Origin of the sequence: Streptomyces erythrochromogenes, from assembly GCF_040684695.1 — a bacterium.
Classification (GTDB): Bacteria; Actinomycetota; Actinomycetes; order Streptomycetales; family Streptomycetaceae; genus Streptomyces; species Streptomyces erythrochromogenes_C.
Window position 1 is genome coordinate 55,499 of sequence record NZ_JBFBGM010000007.1, and the last position, 19,574, is coordinate 75,072.

15 protein-coding genes are annotated in these 19,574 nt (G+C 71.9%); 5 read left to right on the forward strand and 10 right to left on the reverse strand.

The window, feature by feature from the left end; all coding sequences use genetic code 11:
• Window positions 1-180: 180 nt before the first annotated feature.
• On the reverse strand, window positions 181-2,559 hold the full coding sequence (locus AB0O53_RS13565) for an ATP/GTP-binding protein (protein WP_365195278.1): 2,379 nt from the start codon (window positions 2,557-2,559) through the stop codon (window positions 181-183).
• Window positions 2,560-2,807: 248 nt separating this feature from the next.
• Here AB0O53_RS13565 and gabT point away from each other — a divergent pair, with 248 nt between their 5' ends.
• Window positions 2,808-4,154, forward strand: coding sequence for a 4-aminobutyrate--2-oxoglutarate transaminase (gabT, locus tag AB0O53_RS13570; protein ID WP_350987680.1), 1,347 nt, complete (start codon window positions 2,808-2,810; stop codon window positions 4,152-4,154).
• A gap of 168 nt (window positions 4,155-4,322) precedes the next feature.
• Complete coding sequence (locus AB0O53_RS13575; protein WP_350987681.1) at window positions 4,323-5,108, forward strand: phosphatase PAP2 family protein; 786 nt, start codon at window positions 4,323-4,325, stop codon at window positions 5,106-5,108.
• Here AB0O53_RS13575 and AB0O53_RS13580 read toward each other — a convergent pair.
• The 8 genes from AB0O53_RS13580 to AB0O53_RS13615 all read right to left on the reverse strand — a co-directional run bounded on the left by AB0O53_RS13580 (window position 5,068) and on the right by AB0O53_RS13615 (window position 14,866).
• Window positions 5,068-6,879 carry a chitinase gene (locus tag AB0O53_RS13580; RefSeq protein ID WP_365195281.1) on the reverse strand — a complete coding sequence of 604 codons (1,812 nt, stop codon included), beginning with the start codon at window positions 6,877-6,879 and terminating at the stop codon, window positions 5,068-5,070. The genes AB0O53_RS13575 and AB0O53_RS13580 overlap by 41 nt on opposite strands.
• Window positions 6,880-6,964: 85 nt before the next feature.
• Complete coding sequence (locus AB0O53_RS13585) at window positions 6,965-7,429, reverse strand: bifunctional DNA primase/polymerase (protein ID WP_365195284.1); 465 nt, start codon at window positions 7,427-7,429, stop codon at window positions 6,965-6,967.
• A 189-nt stretch (window positions 7,430-7,618) separates the two neighbouring features.
• Window positions 7,619-9,037, reverse strand: coding sequence for an NAD(P)/FAD-dependent oxidoreductase (locus AB0O53_RS13590; protein ID WP_365195287.1), 1,419 nt, complete (start codon window positions 9,035-9,037; stop codon window positions 7,619-7,621).
• Window positions 9,038-9,062: 25 nt separating this feature from the next.
• Window positions 9,063-9,869, reverse strand: coding sequence for an ABC transporter permease (locus AB0O53_RS13595; RefSeq protein ID WP_350987685.1), 807 nt, complete (start codon window positions 9,867-9,869; stop codon window positions 9,063-9,065).
• Window positions 9,869-10,798, reverse strand: coding sequence for an ABC transporter permease (locus AB0O53_RS13600; protein WP_136231768.1), 930 nt, complete (start codon window positions 10,796-10,798; stop codon window positions 9,869-9,871). Before AB0O53_RS13600 ends, AB0O53_RS13595 begins: the two co-directional genes overlap by 1 nt.
• The gene (locus AB0O53_RS13605; RefSeq protein WP_350987686.1) at window positions 10,795-11,943 is read right to left on the reverse strand and encodes an ABC transporter ATP-binding protein; all 1,149 of its coding nucleotides are present in this window, start codon (window positions 11,941-11,943) and stop codon (window positions 10,795-10,797) included. Before AB0O53_RS13605 ends, AB0O53_RS13600 begins: the two co-directional genes overlap by 4 nt.
• A gap of 110 nt (window positions 11,944-12,053) precedes the next feature.
• The gene (locus AB0O53_RS13610; RefSeq protein WP_350987687.1) at window positions 12,054-13,304 is read right to left on the reverse strand and encodes a polyamine ABC transporter substrate-binding protein; all 1,251 of its coding nucleotides are present in this window, start codon (window positions 13,302-13,304) and stop codon (window positions 12,054-12,056) included.
• A gap of 47 nt (window positions 13,305-13,351) precedes the next feature.
• On the reverse strand, window positions 13,352-14,866 hold the full coding sequence (locus tag AB0O53_RS13615; RefSeq protein ID WP_350988370.1) for a gamma-aminobutyraldehyde dehydrogenase: 1,515 nt from the start codon (window positions 14,864-14,866) through the stop codon (window positions 13,352-13,354).
• A 194-nt stretch (window positions 14,867-15,060) separates the two neighbouring features.
• On the opposite strand from AB0O53_RS13615, the gene ybiA reads away from it, so the two are divergent.
• Together ybiA and AB0O53_RS13625 are read left to right on the forward strand one after the other, a co-directional pair.
• On the forward strand, window positions 15,061-15,615 hold the full coding sequence (gene ybiA, locus AB0O53_RS13620; protein ID WP_350987688.1) for a riboflavin biosynthesis intermediates N-glycosidase: 555 nt from the start codon (window positions 15,061-15,063) through the stop codon (window positions 15,613-15,615).
• A 516-nt stretch (window positions 15,616-16,131) separates the two neighbouring features.
• Window positions 16,132-17,751 (forward strand): TROVE domain-containing protein, encoded by a 1,620-nt coding sequence (locus AB0O53_RS13625; protein ID WP_365195291.1) that lies wholly within the window; start codon window positions 16,132-16,134, stop codon window positions 17,749-17,751.
• On the opposite strand, the gene AB0O53_RS13630 is transcribed toward AB0O53_RS13625, so the two are convergent.
• A complete protein-coding gene (locus AB0O53_RS13630; RefSeq protein ID WP_365195294.1) occupies window positions 17,736-18,428 on the reverse strand; it encodes a DUF4190 domain-containing protein in 693 nt (230 codons plus the stop codon). The genes AB0O53_RS13625 and AB0O53_RS13630 overlap by 16 nt on opposite strands.
• A gap of 111 nt (window positions 18,429-18,539) precedes the next feature.
• On the opposite strand from AB0O53_RS13630, the gene AB0O53_RS13635 reads away from it, so the two are divergent.
• Window positions 18,540-19,565: an adenosine deaminase gene (locus AB0O53_RS13635; RefSeq protein ID WP_350987691.1), complete on the forward strand. Its 1,026-nt coding sequence runs from the start codon at window positions 18,540-18,542 to the stop codon at window positions 19,563-19,565.
• Window positions 19,566-19,574 lie beyond the last annotated feature (9 nt).

A 19,574-nucleotide genomic window follows, 5' to 3' on the forward strand; every position in this document is an offset into this window, starting at 1 on the left:
CAGGGGCCTTCGGCGGGAGGGAGGCGGAGGGAGGCGGGAGGGGACAGGGGAGACGGGGGCGAGGTCGCGGGAGCCGTCGGCACTTCGGCACTTCGGCACTTCGACGCTTCGCCGCCTTTTCGCCGTGTCGTACGAACGACTCCCCTCGATTCTGCCACCTCGTACGGGTCGAGGCGCGGGTCAGGCCGTTCCGGCCAGCCGGACCAGCAGCGGGGCCGCCCGCTCCCCCTTCACGGAGGTGAGCGAGAGCACCGCGTGCCCCGGCGGCACGGCGTGCGCCAGGTCCGAGGCGGACCACCGTTCCCGTTCCACCTGCCGCACGGTCACCGCGTCCGTGGTGACCGCCTTGCCGGTGACGAGCTTGCGGAAGGCGTGGATCGCCCGGGTCAGCGGCTGGTCGGCGAAGACGGTGCGGTGCGTGACGTCGCGCGTCTCCACCCACTCGGTGCCCCAGGCCTCGGCGAAGCGCTTGCCGTCCCAGGTGGTGACCCCGGAGAAGGCCATCCGGCAGCCGACCGCCCCGAGCAGGGGCGTGCGCAGCGCCTCCGGTACGTCGTCCAGCGAGCGCAGGGTGAGCAGGACGCCCGCGTGCGCCGAGCGCAGCCGCTGGACCCCGCGCACGGTCTCGGCGGTCAGGGTGTGCGAGGCGTCGTCGAAGGCGAGGAAGGCGAAGAGGGAGCGGTCGGCGCGGGCGGCCGCGGCGGCGTTGAACTGGGCGAGCAGCAGCCGGGCCAGCATCCGGGAGGCGTCGGCGTGCCCGCGCTCGGGGAGGTCGACGCGGACCCGGATGGGGTGCTCCAGGGCGCGCAGCGAGAACGGCCGGCCCTGGCCGGTGGTGTCGAAGAAGCCGGCGAAGGCGGGCCGGTCCAGCAGGGCCACCCGGTCGGCGAGGGCCGGCCCGGGGTCGCCGTGCGCCCCGTGCTGGCGGGTGCGGGCGTCGAGCTCGCGCAGCATGGCGTGCTGGGCGCCGTCGGCGGCGAGCTCGCGGCGCAGGGCGTCGAAGGCGGCCGGTACCTGGTCGAGCAGCTCGCGCAGCTCGGGCACGGCGGGGAAGCGGCCGTACGCCGTCCGGAACGGCCCGAGGAGCTGGGCGAGGGCGGTGGCGGCCCGGCGTACGTCGATGCCGGGGACGTCTCCGACGAAGGCCTCCGCGAGCAGGGTGGCGGCCTCGTCGGGGTCGGTGGCCCCGCCGTAGAGGTCGAGGTCGTAGACGGAGGCGGGGTCGCCGATGCGGACCACGACGTCGTAGGCGGCGTCCGGCCCGAGCTGGGCCCCGGCCGCGCCGACGGCGACGACGGCGGCCTGGCCGGCGAGCGCCTGGAGCGCGAGGGACTCCACGACGGGCCGCACCAGGCGCTGGGTCTTGCCGGTGCCGGAGGGGCCGACGGCGAGGAGGGAGGTGCCGAGGACGTCGGGGTCGAGCGCGAGGGAGGTGCCGCGGCGGGCGTAGGGGTTGCGGACACCGTCCTCGACGGTGCCGAGCAGCACCTGCCGGGCCAGCAGGTCGTGCCGGGCCGCCCGCACGGGCAGGTCCCGGTCCCCGGAGGGGTGCACACAGGCCCCGGCGCCCTTGTCGCGGACGGAGTCGGCGAAGGCCCGCATGCGGGAGGGGTCGACGCGCACGGAGTCCCAGGCCCGGCGGATCCGGGTGTAGTCCACGTCGTTCATCCGCCCGCCCCCGGCCTCCCCCTCCAGCCGGTCGGCCGCCTCCACCAGCCCGGCCCCCCGCAACTGCGGCCACCGCACGGGATCCCCCTCGCCACCCGGCTGGGAGGCGGGCGGCTGCGGGCGCTCCGGGCTCGCGGCTGCCGCCGCTCCGCCGCCGCCCGCGAACCGGCGGACCAGGCCCACGACACCGCCCAGGAGGGCGAAGGCGAGGACGAGGACCACGTCGATCACGGTCCGGGTGGTGTCCACGAGGGCCCGGTTGGCCACCGGATCACCGTCGAAGGTGAGGAATCCCTCCACCAGCTGCCGGATCGGCAGCTGGTAGTTGTGCACGAGCAGGATCGTCACGTAGGCGAGCGGAACCACCGCGAGGGCCTGGACGACGGGGCCGCGCGCGACGACCAGGCGCGTCCAGACCGTCCGCCAGTTGCCGAGTCGGCCGAAGCCGTAGAGGAGCGCGGCGACGAAGAGCATCTCGTAGATCGGCTTGGCCTGCACGCCGCCCGTCTTCGCGACGGGCTCCCCATTGGCGGCCCACCAGCTGTCGGGCGTGAACAGCTTCAGCGGCGTGTCCCAGAACGGGATGTAGGTGTTGCGCATGAGCGACCAGACGAGGACGCAGCCCAGGAAGGAGATGAGCGCGCCGCTCGCCAGGGCCCGGTCGGGGGTCCGCTCGGGTTCCACCGCCGCCCGCGGTGTGTGGCCGTAGCGCCACACACCGGGCTCGGCGTCCGGGCGCGGGGTGCTGATCCAGTCGGTGAGGACCGGCGTCTGTCCGGGGGCGCCCCCCGGCGCGTGGCGGGGTTTCGGAGGGTGTTCCGGGGATGTGGCAGGCCTTGGTACGTGACCCGCCCGGGTCGCCTGTCCGTCGTACGTGCCCTCGGTGTCCATGAACCCCTGCCCCCTGCCCATCCCTTGCCCTGCGGCGCTCAATGTAGTGCCCGGCCCGGGGCTCGGGGGCGCACTGCGCCCCTACCCGGTCGCGATCCACGAGACACGGCTCGTGTCCTTCCTATGGCCGTCGCGGACAAGGACACGCTGAGATCACTACCGAACGGAGCATGCAGGACCCCCGCTCCCGGGCCTAGCCTGCGAACAAAGACACAAGTGCGTCCGAAAACACCCCCCAGGAGCCCTCTATGACTGCTGTCCCGCAGGAGCGCAAGATCGTCACCGCGATCCCCGGCCCCAAGTCGCAGGAGCTGCAGGCCCGCCGCCTGCAGACCGTGGCCGGTGGCGTGGGCTCCGTGCTGCCCGTCTTCACGGCCCGCGCGGGTGGCGGCATCATCGAGGACGTCGACGGCAACCAGCTCATCGACTTCGGCTCCGGCATCGCCGTGACCTCGGTCGGCGCCTCCGCCGAGGCCGTCGTGCGCCGCGCCTCCGCGCAGCTCGCCGACTTCACCCACACCTGCTTCATGGTCACCCCCTACGAGGGCTACGTCGAGGTCTGCGAGGCCCTCGCCGAGCTGACCCCGGGCGACCACGCCAAGAAGTCGGCCCTCTTCAACTCCGGCGCCGAGGCCGTCGAGAACGCCGTCAAGATCGCCCGTTCGTACACCAAGCGCCAGGCCGTCGTCGTCTTCGACCACGGCTACCACGGCCGCACGAACCTCACCATGGCGCTGACCGCGAAGAACATGCCGTACAAGCACGGCTTCGGTCCGTTCGCCCCCGAGGTCTACCGCGTCCCGGTCGCCTACGGCTACCGCTGGCCCACCGGTGCCGAGAACTGCGGCCCCGAGGCCGCCGCCCAGGCGATCGACCAGATCACCAAGCAGATCGGCGCCGAGAACGTCGCCGCGATCATCATCGAGCCGGTCCTCGGCGAGGGCGGCTTCATCGAGCCGGCCAAGGGCTTCCTCCCGGCGATCGTGAAGTTCGCCAACGAGAACGGCATCGTCTTCGTCGCCGACGAGATCCAGTCCGGCTTCTGCCGCACCGGCCAGTGGTTCGCGTGCGAGGACGAGGGCATCGTCCCCGACCTGATCACCACCGCCAAGGGCATCGCGGGCGGTCTGCCCCTCGCGGCCGTGACCGGCCGCGCCGAGATCATGGACTCCGCCCACGCGGGCGGCCTGGGCGGCACCTACGGCGGCAACCCGGTGGCGTGCGCCGGTGCGCTCGGCTCCATCGAGACCATGAAGGAGCTCGACCTCAACGCCAAGGCGAAGAAGATCGAGGCCGTCATGAAGGCCCGCCTGACGGCCATGCAGGAGAAGTACGAGATCATCGGCGACATCCGCGGCCGCGGCGCCATGATCGCGATCGAGCTGGTCAAGGACCCGGTCTCCAAGACCCCGTTCCCGGAGGCGGCCGGCGCGCTCGCCAAGGCCTGCCACGCCGAGGGCCTGCTCGTCCTCACCTGCGGCACCTACGGCAACGTGCTCCGCTTCCTCCCGCCGATCGTCATCGGCGAGCACCTGCTGAACGAGGGCCTGGACCTCATCGAGGCCGCCTTCGCGGCCATCGGCACGGAGATCTGAGCCCCGGTCGATACGACCGCCTGCTCGAACGTCTAGAACGTCCGAGCGCAGCGCCCGCCCCGTGTACCGGCGGTAACGGGCGGACGCTGTGAAGAAGCTGTGGGGGGCCGATGGCGGGAGCGCGTTCCTGCTGTCGGTCCCCCTTCCCCTGCCGTACGGTTTCTGCAGATGAGTGAAACAGCCCGCTCCCGGGAAACCGGGGGCGATACCGGTACCGGGCTTCCCCAGCGCCGTGCCGGGCATGCGTTCGCGCACACTCCTCACCGATCGGACAGCCGGCCGCCCCAAACCCCCCGGGGCGTGCGGCAACCCGGTCCGGGCGGCCGTCCCGGAACCATCCCCCCTGTTCCGGGACGGCCGGCCACCCTTCTCGGCGAGTTCGCCGCCTCCGCGCTCTGCGCGCTCCTCTTCGCCCTGATCACCTGGCAGGTCCTGGTGCGGGGCCCACTGCTGTCCTGGGACGCCCGGCTCAGCGGCGCGCTCGTGCGCACCGTCCCCGACGCGGTCACCGAAGCCCTCTCCGACCTGGGCAACGTCCCGGTCGCACTGCCCGTACTGCTCCTCGCCGCCGGGTACGCCGTCCGGCGCGGCAACCGGCGCGGCGCCGCGGCCGCGGTGCTGGCGATGGCCCTGGTGCCCGCCCTCGTCGTCCCGCTGAAGGAGTGGACCGCCCGCCCCGGCCCGCTGGAGCCGTGGGCCGCCGGCTACTTCCCCTCGGGTCACACCGCGACGGCCTTCGTGGCGTACGCGGGCGCCGCCCTGCTGCTGCGGCCGTACGCGGGCCGGGTGTGGCCGGCGGCCGCCGCCCTCGTGCTCACGGGGGCGACGGCCGTCGGGCTGGTGCTGCGGGGTTTCCACTGGCCGCTGGACGTGGTGGCCAGCCTGCTGATGTGTACGCCGCTGCTGCTGGCGGTCAGGCGGTCCTGCCGTAGTACGCGTCGAAGTTCCGGCTGAACTCCCGGCCTCCGAAGCGGTCCCAGTTGATGGACCAGGCCATCAGGCCGCGCAGGCCGGGCCAGGTGCCGTGGGTCTGGTAGGTCCCGCAGTCGGTCTTCTTCGTCAGGCAGTTCAGGGCCTTGGTCACCTCGGCCGGCGAGGTGTGGCCGTTGCCCGCGTTGGTGGTGGCCGGCAGTCCGATCGCGACCTGGTCGGGGCGCAGGGCCGGGAAGACGCGGGCGGTGTTGCCGGCGACCGGGAAGCCGGTGAGCAGCATGTCGGTCATGGCGATGTGGAAGTCGGCGCCGCCCATGGAGTGGTACTGGTTGTCGAGGCCCATGATCGGGCCGGAGTTGTAGTCCTGGACGTGGAGCAGGGTGAGGTCGTCGCGCAGGGCGTGGATGACCGGGAGGTAGGCGCCGGCCCGCGGGTCCTGGCCGCCCCAGGGTCCGGAGCCGTAGAACTGGTGGCCCAGTTGGACGAAGAAGGTCTCCGGGGCCATGGTCAGGACGAAGCCGGGGCCGTAGCGGGCCTTCAGGGCCTTCACGGCGGAGATCAGGTTGACGATCCCCGGGGTGGTGGGGGTGCGGAAGTCCGTGTCGCCGGTGGCCAGGGAGAGGGAGTGGCCCTCGAAGTCGATGTCCAGGCCGTCGAGCCCGTACTCGTCGATGATCGCGGACACGGAGGAGACGAAGGTGTCGCGGGCGGCGGTGGTCGGGAGCTGGACCTGGCCGTTCTGTCCGCCGATGGAGATCAGCACCTTCTTGCCGGCGGCCTGCTTGGCCTTGACGGCCGCCTTGAACTCGGCCGGCGATTCGACGTTGGGGCATTCTGCGACCGGGCAGAGACGGAAGCGGATGTCGCCGGAGGTCACCGAGGTCGGTTCGCCGAAGGCGAGGTTGATGACGTCCCACGAGGCGGGCACGTCGGCCATGCGGACGTAGCCGGAGCCGTTGGCGAAGCTCGTGTGGAGGTAGCCGACGAGCGCGTGCGCGGGGAGCCCGCCGCCGCCTCCGCCCCCGCCGCTGCCCGTGGTCACGGAGACGGGGGCGCTCTGCGGGGACCCGCCCGCGGCGTTCACCGCGGCGACCCGGAAGGTGTAGGTGGTGGAGGCGGCCAGGCCGCTCACCGCGGCCGAGGGGGAGGTGACCGTGAGCGGTGCGGCGCCGTCGCGGTGGACGGTGTACGAGGTGGCGCCCGCCACCGCCGTCCAGGTCAGCAGGACCGAGCCGGAGGAGGTCGCCGAGGCGGTCAGGCCGGTGGGGGCGGCCGGGGGCTGGGGCTGGCCGGGGCCGCCGGGGTCGGGGCCGACCAGGGTGACGTCGTCGGTGACGTGGGCGGGCTGGCCGTACCAGCCGTGGGTGTGGACGGTCACCGAGGTGGTGGACGGGCCGGTGCGGAAGGTGGTCGTCAGCTGCTTCCAGGCACCCGGGCTCTGCGTCCAGACCGACACGTCGGTGGTGCCGGTGCCGCTCGCGCCGAGGTAGACGTACGCACCCTGCACCCAGGCGCCGAGCGTGTACGTGGAGTCGGGCTTGACGGTGACGGTCTGGGAGCAGCGGGCGTTGTCCTGGCCCGCCGGGGTGGCCCGGAGGGCGGTGGTGCCGCCGTGGACGGGGGTGGTGACGGCCGCGCCGCTGCCGGCCGAGCAGCTCCAGCCGTCGAGTCCGGCTTCGAAGCCGCCGTTGCGGACGAGGTCGGCGTCCGCCGCCGCGGCCGGCGGGCCCGCGGCGAGGAAGCCGGCGGCCGCCAGGGCGGCGGCCGTGAGGAGGGACCAGGCTCTGCGCACAACTGCCTCCGGAACATGGGGGGATGGAGCCAGGCTGTCGGAACGGGAACAGCGGCGCCCAACATGGTCCAGACCAATCCTCTTGTCAAGGCTTTCCGGCGTCCCCCGCCACCACCCGCGCGGCAGCCTCGTGCATGGCGAGCTCCAGCAGGACCGGGTCCGTGAGGGTGCCCTCCCCGTCCGGGAGCACCAGCCAGCGCACTCCCCCGGTGGCCCGGCCCGGGTACGGGACCACGATCCACGCCCCGCGCCCGGCCCCCCGTACGCCCGTGCCGAGCCAGTGGGAGGCGGTGCCCGCGGGCACGAAGAAGCCCAGCCGCGATGCGCCGAAGTCGGCGAGCACCGGGCCGGGCCGGCCGGTCAGCAGGGTGAGCACGTCGAGGGTGGCCCGTCCCAGCTCCCCCGGCAGGACCAGCACGTCCCAGAGCCGTCCCGCGGGCAGCAGGACGACCCCGAGGGGACTGTGCTCCCATGCCCGCCGGCAGGCGTCGGGGTCCGGCGCCGCCGACACCAGCCAGTCCACCGCGGTCTTCTCCCCCGGGGTCGTCATCGCCCGGCCTCCGTTCGCTGTAGGTGAGGTGTCCTCACCCGCAGAGAGCGGGGCCGGGCCGGGTCATGACGCGGGTTCTCCCTCCCCGTGTGGGTGAATCAGGTCACACGGCGAAGGGCGCGGTACGCGGCGGGGGCGGCCCGGGTGGGGCGGCGCGGGCCGGGCGGGCCGGCCGCGGGCCGGGCGGGCTCAGCTGTCGAAACCGAGGCCGAGCTTGTCCATCGCCTTCAGCCACAGGTTGCGGTGCCCGCCCCGGGCGTCCGCGCGGGCCAGCGACCACTTCGTGAGCGCGATCCCGGTCCACGCGAACGGCTCGGGCGGGAACGGCATCGGCTTGGACTTCACCATCTCCAGCCGCGTGCGCTCGGTGGAGAGCCCGTCGAGCAGGTCGAGCATCACGTCCGCGCCGAAGCGGGTGGCGCCCACCCCGAGGCCGGTGTAGCCGGCCGCGTACGCGACCTTGCCGGAGTGCGCCGTTCCGAAGAAGGCGGAGAAGCGCGAGCAGGTGTCGATCGCACCGCCCCACGCGTGGCTGAACTTCAGCCCCTCCAGCTGGGGGAAGGCGGTGAAGAAGTGCTCGGCGAGCCGGAGGTAGGTCTCGGGGCGGTGGTCGTACTCGGAGTCCAGCCTGCCGCGGTAGGGGTAGATCGCGTCGTAGCCGCCCCACAGGATCCGGTGGTCCTTGGTGATCCGGAAGTAGTGGAACTGGTTGGCGCTGTCGCCCAGGCCCTGCCGGTTCTTCCAGCCGATCGAAGCCAGCTGCGCCTCGTCCAGCGGCTCGCTCATCAGGGCGTAGTCGTAGACCGGGACGGTGAAGGGGCGGATCCGCCGGACCAGCGACGGGAAGATGTTGGTGCCCAGGGCGACCCGGCGGGCCAGGATCGTGCCGTAGGGGGTCTGCACGGTCATCCCGCGCCCCGCCGGGGCGAGCTTCAGGCCGCGGGTGTTCTCGTAGATCCGCACCCCGAGGTCCAGGCACGCCTGCTTGAGGCCCCAGGCCAGCTTCGCCGGGTTGAGCATGGCGACGCCGTCGCGGTCCCAGAGGCCGGCGAGGAAGGTCGGGGAGTCGACCTCGGCGCGCACGGCGTCGCGGTCGAGCCATTCGGAGGTGCCGGCCAGGCCCAGGCGGAGCGCCTCCTCGTGGAGTTCGCGCAGTTCCTCGACCTGGTGGGGCTCGGTGGCGACGTCGATCTCGCCGGTGCGCTCGAAGTCGCAGTCGATGCCGTAGCGGGCGACGGCCTCCTCGATGGCGTCGAGGTTGCGGGCGCCCAGCTCCTCCAGCTTCGCCAGCTCGCCGGGCCAGCGGGCGATGCCGTTGCCGAGGCCGTGTGTGAGGGAGGCGGCGCAGAAGCCGCCGTTGCGGCCGGAGGCGGCCCAGCCCGCCTCCTTGCTCTCGATCAGGACGACGTCCCGCTCGGGGTCGCGCTCCTTGGCGAGGAGCGCGGTCCACAGGCCGCTGTAGCCGCCGCCGATGACCAGCAGGTCGCAGCGCTCGTCGGAGGTGAGCGCCGGCTGCGGGGCGGGCTTGCCGGGGTCGTCCAGCCAGTACGAGACCGGCTTCGCTTCGGAAAGGGATTTCGCAACACTACGCATGGCGACTGGGGCCATGGCTTCCAACTCCCTACGGAACTGATTACTTCGGTTGTGCCTTCTTGCGGCGGTTGCCGACCATCTGGCCGGCGAGGACCACCAGCACCGCGATGACGAACATCGCCGTGCCGATGACGTTGATCTGCACGGGCGTGCCGCGCTGCGCCGATCCCCACACGAACATGGGGAAGGTGACGGTGTTGCCCGAGTTGAAGTTGGTGATGATGAAGTCGTCGAAGGAGAGCGCGAAGGACAGCAGCGCGCCCGCCGCGATACCGGGTGCCGCGATCGGCAGCGTGACCCGTACGAAGGTCTGGACCGGGCCGGCGTAGAGGTCGCGGGCGGCCTCCTCCAGCCGCGGGTCCATCGACAGGACGCGGGCCTTGACCGCGGCGACGACGAAGCTCAGGCAGAACATGATGTGGGCGATCAGGATCGTCCAGAAGCCCAGCTGGATGCCCATGTTGAGGAAGAGCGCGAGCAGCGAGGCCGCCATCACGATCTCGGGCATGGCCATGGGCAGGAAGATCAGCGAGTTGACCGCGCCGCGCGCCCGGAACCGATAACGCACCAGCGCGAAGGCTATCGCCGTGCCCAGGGCGGTCGCCGCGAGCGTCGACCACAGGGCGATCTGGAGCGAGAGGCCGAGGGAGCCGCACATGTCGGCGACGCCGCAGGGGTCCTTCCACGCGTCGAGCGAGAACTCCTGCCAGGCGTAGTTGAAGCGCCCGGAGGGGTTGTTGAAGGAGAAGACGGTGACGACGACGTTGGGCAGGATCATGTACGCGAGCGTGGCGAGGCCCGCGATCACGACCAGGTTGCGCCGCAGCCAGGTGAGGGGGGTGCGCATCAGACCAGGTCCTCCGTCCCCGCTCGGCGGATGTAGATGGTGACCATGATCAGCACGATCGCCATGAGAATGAAGGACAGCGCGGCCGCCGTCGGGTAGTCGAGGATCCGCAGGTACTGCGACTGGATGACGTTGCCGATCATCCGGGTGTCCGTGGAGCCGAGCAGCTCGGCGTTCACGTAGTCGCCGCTCGCCGGGATGAAGGTCAGCAGGGTCCCGGAGACCACGCCCGGCATGGAGAGCGGGAAGGTGACCTTCCGGAAGACCGTGGCGGGGCGGGCGTACAGGTCCCCGGCCGCCTCGTGCAGGCGGGTGTCGATGCGCTCCAGCGAGGAGTACAGCGGCAGGATCATGAAGGGGAGGAAGTTGTACGTCAGGCCGCAGACGACCGCGAGCGGCGTGGCCAGCACCCGGTCCCCCTCGGTCATGCCGAGCCAGCTGGTGACGTCGAGGAAGCCGATCGCGTTCAGGCCCGCGACCACCGGTCCGCCGTCGGCCAGGATCGTCTTCCAGGCCAGCGTGCGGATCAGGAAGCTGGTGAAGAACGGGGCGATGACCAGGACCAGGAGCAGGTTGCGCCAGCGGCCCGCCTTGAAGGCGATCAGGTAGGCCAGCGGGTACCCGAGGAGCAGGCACAGCGCGGTGGCGGTGCCGGCGTAGAGCAGGGAGCGCAGGAACTGCGGCAGGTACTCGGTGAAGGCGTCCCAGTAGGTCTGGAAGTGCCAGGTGACCTCGAAGCCCTCTTCGAGGGAGCCGGTCTGCACCGAGGTGGAGGCCTGGTAGACCATCGGCAGCACGAAGAAGACCAGCAGCCACAGGATGCCGGGCAGCAGCAGCCAGTACGGGACCAGGCGCTTGCGCACGGAGGGCTTGTGGACCGGGGGTCCGGCGGGGGCGGGCGCCTGGGGCGGCGCGGCGGTGGCGGTCACGCGCTCTCCTCGACCGTCTCGATGCCCGCGTCGATGTCCTGGTCCGCGTCCAAGCCGAAGGTGTGCTCCGGGTTCCAGTGCAGGACCACCTCGGCGCCCGGCACCAGGCGGGCGTCGCGCTCGATGTTCTGGACGTAGACCTCCAGCTCGGGGCAGACCGGGCTGTCGACGACGAACTGCGTGGAGACTCCGATGAAGGAGGAGGCGGCTATCCGGCCGGTGATCTTGTTCCGGCCCGTCGCGATGGCGTTCTCCTCGTCGGCCGGGACCAGGGACACCTTCTCCGGACGCACACCGACCAGCAGCTTCCCGCCGGTGCGGGGCGTGGTCGAACATCGGGCCGCGGGCAGCCGCAGCGTGGTGCCGGAGGCCGAGACGACCACGTCGGAGCCGGCGGACTCCACGGAGGCCTCGATGAGGTTGGAGGTGCCGAGGAAGTTGGCGACGAAGGTGGTCCGCGGGTTCTCGTAGAGGTCGGCGGGCGCGCCCAGCTGCTCGACGCGGCCGCCGTTCATCACCGCGACCGTGTCGGCCATGGTCATGGCCTCCTCCTGGTCGTGCGTGACGTGCACGAAGGTGATGCCGACCTCGGTCTGGATCCGCTTGAGCTCCAGCTGCATCTGGCGGCGCAGCTTGAGGTCGAGGGCGCCGAGGGGCTCGTCGAGGAGCAGCACCTGCGGGTGGTTGATCAGGGCGCGGGCGACGGCGACGCGCTGCTGCTGGCCGCCGGAGAGCTGGTGCGGCTTGCGCTGGGCGAACTGGCCGAGCTGGACCAGCTCCAGCATCTCGTCGACCTGCTTCTTGACCGACTTGATGCCGCGGCGGCGCAGGCCGAAGGCGATGTTCTCGAAGATGCTCAGGTGCGGGAAGAGCGCGTAGCTCTGGAAGACCGTGTTGACCGGGCGCTTGTAGGGCGGCAGGTCGGTGACCTCGCGGTCGCCGAGGTGGACCGTGCCGGTGGAGGGCTCCTCCAGTCCCGCGATCATGCGCAGGGTGGTGGTCTTGCCGCAGCCGGAGGCGCCGAGCAGGGCGAAGAAGGAGCCCTGGGGCACGGTGAGGTCCAGCGGGTGCACGGCGGTGAAGGTGCCGTAGTGCTTGCTGATCCCGGAGAGGCGGACGTCGCCGCCTTCGGTCTTGTCAGTCATGGAGGGGTCCCGGGGTTGGGTGGGCGAAGAGGTCAGGGGGAGAAGACCGCCGCGGGGCGGCCGCCGGTGCGACGGGTGGCCCGGCGGGCGGGGCGGCGGGCGGACACGGCCTAGGCGCCGATGAGCTTGGCGAACTTCTCCTCGTACGCCGTCTCTTCCTCGGAGGTGAGGGAGCGGAAGGCGCGGGACTTGGCGGTCATCGCCTTGTCCGGGACGATCAGGGTGTTCTCCGCGAGCTCGGGATCGATCTTGGCGAGCTCCTCGCCCACTCCTTCGACGGGGCACACGTAGCTGATGTACGCGGCGAGCTGAGCGGCGACCGGGAGCTCGTAGTAGTAGTCGATGAGCCGCTCCGCGTTGGCCTTGTGCCGGGCCTTGACGGGGACCAGGAGGTTGTCGCTGGAGGTGATGTAGCCGGCGGCGGGGATGGCGAACTTGATGTCGGGGTTGCCGGCCTGGAGCTGGATGACGTCGCCCGCCCAGGCGAGGCAGGCCGCGAGGTCGCCCTTGTCGAGGTCGGAGGTGTAGTCGTTGCCCGTGAAGCGCCGGATCTGGTTCTTGTCCACGCCCTTCTGGAGCCGGCCAATCGCCTCGTCGAAGTCCGCGTCCGTGAAGGAGGAGGGGTTCTTGCCCTGGTCGAGCATGGTCATGCCGACGCTGTCGCGCATCTCCGTCAGGAAGCCGACGCGGCCCTTGAGGGCGGGGTCGTCGAGCATCTGGGTGACGGAGTCGACCTTCTTGCCGTCCGTCGCCTTCTCGTTGTAGGCGATGACGGTGGATATGCCGGTCCAGGGGTAGCTGTACGCGCGGCCCGGGTCCCAGTCGGGGCTGCGGAACTGCGGGGACAGGTTGGCGTAGGCGTGCGGCAGGTGCGAGGGGTCGAGCTTCTGGGCCCAGCCGAGGCGGATGATGCGCGCGGCGAGCCAGTCGGTGACGACGATCAGGTCGCGGCCGGTGTCCTGGCCGGCCGCGAGCTGCGGTTTGATCTTGCCGAAGAACTCGACGTTGTCGTTGATGTCCTCGGTGTACTTGACCTTGATCCCGGTCCGCTTGGCGAACTCCTCCAGCGTGGGGCGGGACTTCTCGTCCTCGCTGGTGTCCATGTACTCGGTCCAGTTGGAGAAGTTGATCTCCTTCTCCCGGTCCGAGTGGTCGTCGGAGGCCGCGGCCGCGCCGCCCTCGCGCTTGGCGGGCGGGATGCCGCATCCGGCGAGGGTGGACAGGCCTCCGAGGGTGAGCGCTCCGACTCCGGAGGCGCGCAGCAGCGAGCGGCGGGTGAGGGCGCCGCGCCCGCTGGTGAGGCTGCGCCGCATCGCGGCGAGTTGCGCCGCGGAGAGGCGGTCGGGCTCGAACTGCTCCATGCGCTGTGGCCTTTCGGGATGTGTACCGCTGGTCGGGCGGTGGTCGGCTATCGGTCCCCGAAGATCGTGCGGTGCCAGTCCTTCGCGGCCACCGCGGTGTTGTCGTACATCACGTGCTTGACCTGCGTGTACTCCTCGAAGGAGTAGGCGGACATGTCCTTTCCGAAGCCGCTGGCCTTGTAGCCCCCGTGGGGCATCTCGCTGATGATCGGGATGTGGTCGTTGACCCACACGCAGCCCGCCTTGATCTCGCGGGTGGCACGGCCCGCCCGGTAGACGTCGCGGCTCCAGGCGGAGGCGGCGAGTCCGTACGGGGTGTCGTTGGCCAGCGCGATCCCCTCGTCGTCGCTGTCGAAGGGCAGGACCACGAGGACGGGGCCGAAGATCTCCGACTGGACCACCTCGCTGTCCTGGGCGGCCCCGCTGATGAGGGTGGGCCGGTAGTAGGCGCCGTCGGCGAGCTCGCCGCCCGGGATCTCGCCGCCGGTGACGACGGTGGCGTAGCCGCGGGCGCGCTCGACGAAGCCGGCGACGCGGTCGCGCTGGGCGTGCGAGACCAGCGGGCCCAGGTCGGTGCCGGGCGCGAAGGGGTCGCCGAGGCGGACGGTCTCCATCAGCTCGGCGACCCGGGCGACGAAGGCGTCGTGCAGGGGGCGCTGCACGTAGGCGCGGGTGGCGGCGGTGCAGTCCTGGCCGGTGTTGATCAGGGAGGCGGCGACGGCGCCGTGCGCGGCGGCCTCCAGGTCGGCGTCGTCGAAGACGAGGAAGGGGGCCTTGCCGCCGAGTTCCAGGTGCAGGCGCTTGACGGTGGCGGTGGCGATCTCCGCGACCCGCTTGCCGACGGCCGTGGAGCCGGTGAAGGAGGTCATCACCACGTCGGGGTGGCCCACCAGGTGCTCGCCCGCGTCGCGGCCGGCGCCGGTCACGATGTTGATCACGCCGTCGGGCAGGCCCGCGTCCTTGGCCGCCTGGGCGAACATCAGGGAGGTCAGCGGGGTGAGCTCGGCGGGCTTGAGCACGATGGTGTTGCCCGCCGCGATCGCCGGGAGGATCTTCCAGGCGGCCATCTGGAGCGGATAGTTCCAGGGGGCGATGGAGCCGACGACGCCGATCGCCTCGCGGCGTACGTACGAGGTGTGGTCGCCCGAGTACTCGCCGGCCGCCTGCCCCTGCAGGTGCCGGGCGGCGCCCGCGAAGAACGCGGTGTTGTCGATGGTGCCGGGGACGTCGAACTCGGTCGACAGCTTGATCGGCTTGCCGCACTGGAGGGACTCGGCGTACGCGAAGTCCTCGGCCTGCTCGGCCAGTACGGCGGCCAGCCGGTGCAGGGCGTCCGAACGCTCGCCGGGGGTGGCGCCGGACCAGGCCGGGAAGGCGCGCTTGGCGGCGGCGACGGCCTCGTCGACGTCCGCGGTGCTCGCCAGCCCGTAGGTCAGGACCTCCTCGCCGGTGGCCGGGTCGACCACGGTGTGTGACCGTCCGGAGGTCCCGGCCCGGAGCTGTCCGTCGATGTACTGCGCGCCGTCTGCGAAGCGGTCCTTGACCTGGAAGCGGTTGCCCATCACGCTCTCACGCTCTCCGTAGCTACAGTTCGAGCTACAGCTCGAATTGAGTGCCGATCCTGGCAGAGGTGGTGCCCTCGGCCAAGTGATTCCGTTGTTGCCTTTTGATTACGCGACGGAATCGGTCGACCATGTGTCGAGGCACGCCGAAAATCCCGTACGAAGTGTCAGTGGCGGGTGTCAGACTCGCGTGCATGGAGATGATCGACGACCTGATCAAGCAGGTCAGCCGCGGTGAAAGGGTGAAGTACCTGCCGTTCTGGGGGCACCGGCCGCAGCCGGACGGCAGGCTCGGTCCGAGCTGCCTGAGCCAGTGGTGGCCCTCCGCCTTCACTGTCGGTGACGTCCGTTATGCGACGGCCGAGCACTGGATGATGGCGGGCAAGGCCCGGCTGTTCGGGGACCCCGAGGCCGAGCGCGCCGCGGTGGGCGCGAAGAGCCCGGCCGAGGCGAAGAAGATCGGCCGGCTCGTACGCGGCTTCGACAACGCGAGGTGGGAGCGGGAGCGGTTCGCCCTGGTCGTGGAGGGCAGCGTGCACAAGTTCGCCTCCGACCCGGCGCTGCGCGCCTACCTGCTGGGCACCGGGGAGCGGGTGCTGGTGGAGGCGAGCCCGATGGACCGGATCTGGGGCATCGGACTGGCCGCCGACGACGAGCGCGCCCTGGACCCCGCCCGCTGGCGCGGGCTGAACCTGCTGGGCTTCGCCCTGATGGAGGCCCGCGCACAGCTGCGCGAAGCCGCCGCGTGACGGAGCGCCGCCGCCCGGCCGGGCGGCGGTGAGGGGACCGGGTCCGGCCCGGGCCTAATTGGCTGGCGGACCCGGAACAGCGCCGCCTAACGTGTTCCTCGTCCAGGTGCGAAGGCGAGACCTACTTCCACTCATAATGGGGCGGCCGCGGGTTCGAGTCCCGTCACCGGCTTTCGGGCCGGTGTAGCTCAGTTGGCAGAGCACCTTGTGGTTTCGCCGGCCTTGTCCTCTGGACACCTACGTCACGCACCTCCCGGTGCGCAGGCTGCGGCTCCTTCTTTTGCAAAGAAAACCCAGGCCGCCGCCACCTTGATCTCGGGAGGCGCGTGGGGGATGCCCGGTGCGAAGGCGACGGTTACTTCTTCCCATCAGCAGGTCGCGGGTTCAAGTCCTGCCCGGCTCCGGCCGGTAGCTCAGAAGACCAGAGCAGCTGACACGAGTCCGCCGCCGACTCCCGATCTCGGGCATCCCCCGCGCAACACCTCCCCCGCTTCCATCGAATTCGGGGGGATTCTCATGGCCCGCTTCAACCTGCGCGCGCTCGTCAAGCCGGCGCCCGCCGAGCCCGCTTCGCCCACCGCGCCCGCTTCGCCCGTCCGCTCCACCGGCAGGGCCCGCACCGCCGAGGGCGGCCCGGGCCGTCTGCGCGATCCGCGCTCCGAACTGTTCCTCCTGGCCGTCGCCAACTTCGTGACGCAGCGCACCGCTTACGAGCGCGGCGAGGCGCGCGACGACCGCTTCGCCGCGCTCGTGCGCACCCTCGCGGTCGAGGATCCCGACTGGACGGCCGGCCTGCTGGGCTGGCTGCGCGGGGACGCCAACATGCGCACTGCCTCGCTCGTCGGCGCAGCCGAGTACGTCAGGGCACGGCTCGACGCGGGCGTCGACGACGGACCTTCCAACCGCCGGGTCGTGGACTGCGTACTGCGGCGCGCCGACGAGCCCGGCGAACTGCTCGCCTACTGGACGTCCACGTACGGGCGGGCCGTGCCCAAGCCCGTCAAGCGCGGAATCGCCGACGCCGTGCGCCGGCTCTACTCCGGCACGTCGCTGCTGAAGTACGACACCGACTCCAAGGCCTACCGCTTCGGTGACGTCCTCAACCTGGTGCACGCCTCCCCCGACCCGGACAAGCCGTGGCAGGGCGAGCTGTTCCGCCACGCCCTGGACCGCAGGCACAACCCGCAGAGCGCGCAGGTGCCGGCGGGCAACCGCACCCTCGTCGCGCACCGGGCGCTGATGGAGCTGCCGGTCGCCGAGCGGCGCGGTGTCGTCCTCGCCCCGGACGGGGCGGAGCGGCTCGCGGCGGCGGGCATGACCTGGGAGGCGCTGGCCGGCTGGCTGCAGGGGCCGCTGGACGCGGCCGCCTGGGAAGCGGTCATCCCCTCCATGGGCGCGATGGCGCTGCTGCGCAACCTGCGCAACTTCGACCAGGCCGGGGTCTCGGACGCGGTGGCCGCACAGGTCGCCGCGAAGATCTCCGACCCCGAGGTCGTCGCCCGGTCCCGGCAGTTCCCCTTCCGCTACCTGGCCGCCTACCGGCACGCGCCCTCGCTGCGCTGGGCGTACCCGCTGGAGCAGGCGCTCGGCCACTCGCTGGCCAACGTACCGGCGCTGCCCGGCCGCACGCTGGTCCTCGTCGACCGTTCCGGGTCGATGTGGTCCCCGCTCTCGGACCGCTCCCGGCTCAACCGGGCCGACGCCGCGGCCGTCTTCGGGGCGGCGCTGGCGCTGCGGGCCGAGCACGCCGACCTCGTGCAGTTCGGCACGACCAGCGAGGTGGTCCCCCACACCCGGGGCGAGTCGGTGCTGAAGGTGCTCGAACGGTTCGGCAGCCTCGGCGGCACCTACACGGCCGAGGCCGTCAAGAAGCACTACCGGGACCACGACCGGGTGCTGATCGTGACGGACGAGCAGGCCGCTTCCTACGGCTACAGCGGGGACCCGGCCGAGCAGGTGCCGTCCGACGTGCCCGTCTACACCTGGAACCTGGCCGGCTACCGGGTGGGGCACGCGCCCTCCGGTTCCGCGCACCGGCACACCTTCGGCGGGCTCACGGACGCGGCCTTCCGGATGGTGCCGCTGATCGAGGGCGGCCGGGACGCCGACTGGCCGTGGCTTCAGACCCGTTCGTGAAGCCGTGAGTCCGAATACGGGCTCTCGCGGCGCGGCCTGTCGTCCCATTCGCCGTCGAGGAACGGGGCGAACATGGCGAGCAGCATCAGCAGGCCCAGGACGATGCCGATCGCGCCCAGGATGATGCCGGCCAGGGCCATCCCGCCGTTGTCGGCCTCGCCGCGGTTGGCCTTGCCCTTGCCCAGGGCGCCGAAGACGACGGCTGCGATCCCGAGCGCGACGGCTATGAAGCTGGTGACGCAGCCGACGACCGCGAGGATGCCGAGGACGAGCGCGGTGATGCCGAAGCCGTTGCTGGGCGGGCGCCCGTACGGCTGGTACGCGCCGGGGAACGGGTAGCCCTGCTGGGCCGGGTGTCCGGGATACCCGGGGTACCCCGCGTCGCCGGGGTACCCGTAGCCCGGCTGGGCCACCGGATACCCGTACGCCGCCGAGGCCGGACCGGCCGCCGGCGGCATCACGCCGGGGCCGGGCGCGGCGGGGCCCGTCGCCCCGGGGCCGGGCATGCCGGGGGCCGTCTGCTCGCCCGGCATCCCGGCGAGCGTCGGCTGGTCGTGCACGGACGGCGGGCCCGACACGCCCGGCGTGCCGCGGTCCCCCCGCGCCTTGCCCAGGTCCACGGGCGGCCGCTCCGGCGGCGCCCACGGATCCCGCGGCTCGGGACTGCTGTCGTTCATACGGAGCCCCCCTCTCTCGTACGGCCATGCTAAGCGCTGCGACCGACGGTCACGGCCGTGCCTACGATGAGGGCGACCCACCCGCACCCCGTCCATCCGGAGGCACCCCCCATGACCGACCTGCACCCCTTCATCGCGGGGCTGCCCAAAGCCGAACTCCACGTCCACCACGTCGGCTCCGCCTCCCCCCGCATCGTGGCCGAGCTCGCCTCCCGTCACCCCGACTCCAAGGTGCCCACGGACCCCGAGGCCCTCGCCGACTACTTCACCTTCACGGACTTCGCCCACTTCATCGAGGTCTACCTGTCGGTGGTCGACCTCGTGCGCACCCCCGAGGACGTGCGGCTGCTGACCTTCGAGGTCGCCCGTGACATGGCCCGGCAGAACATCCGCTACGCCGAACTGACCATCACCCCGTACTCCTCCACCCGCCGCGGCATCGACGAGAAGGCCTTCATGGAGGCCATCGAGGACGCCCGCAAGGCCGCCGAGAAGGAACTCGGCGTCATCCTGCGCTGGTGCTTCGACATCCCCGGCGAGGCCGGCCTGGAGGCCGCCGCCGAGACCGCGCGGCTCGCCGTCGACCTGCGCCCCGAGGGCCTGGTCTCCTTCGGCCTGGGCGGCCCCGAGATCGGCGTCCCGCGCCCGCAGTTCAAGCCGTACTTCGACGCGGCCCGGGCCGCCGGCCTGCACAGCGTGCCGCACGCGGGCGAGACCACCGGCCCGGAGACCGTCTGGGACGCCATCCGCGACCTGGGCGCCGAGCGGATCGGCCACGGCACGAGCTCCGTGAAGGACCCGGAGCTGCTCGCGTACCTCGCCGAGCACCGCATCGCCCTGGAGGTCTGCCCGACCTCGAACATCGCCACCCGCGCGGTGACCGACCTCGACCTGCACCCGGTCAAGGAGATGGTCGCGGCGGGCGTGCTCGTCACCATCAACAGCGACGACCCGCCGATGTTCGGCTCCGACCTCAACAACGAGTACGCGGTGGCCGCCCGCCTCCTCGACCTCGACGAGCGGGGGCTCGCGCAGCTCGCCAAGAACGCCGTCGAGGCCTCCTTCCTGGACCCGGACGGCAAGGCGAAGCTCAACGCGGAGATCGACACGTACACGACGGGGTGGCTCGCGCGCTGAAGTCCCCAC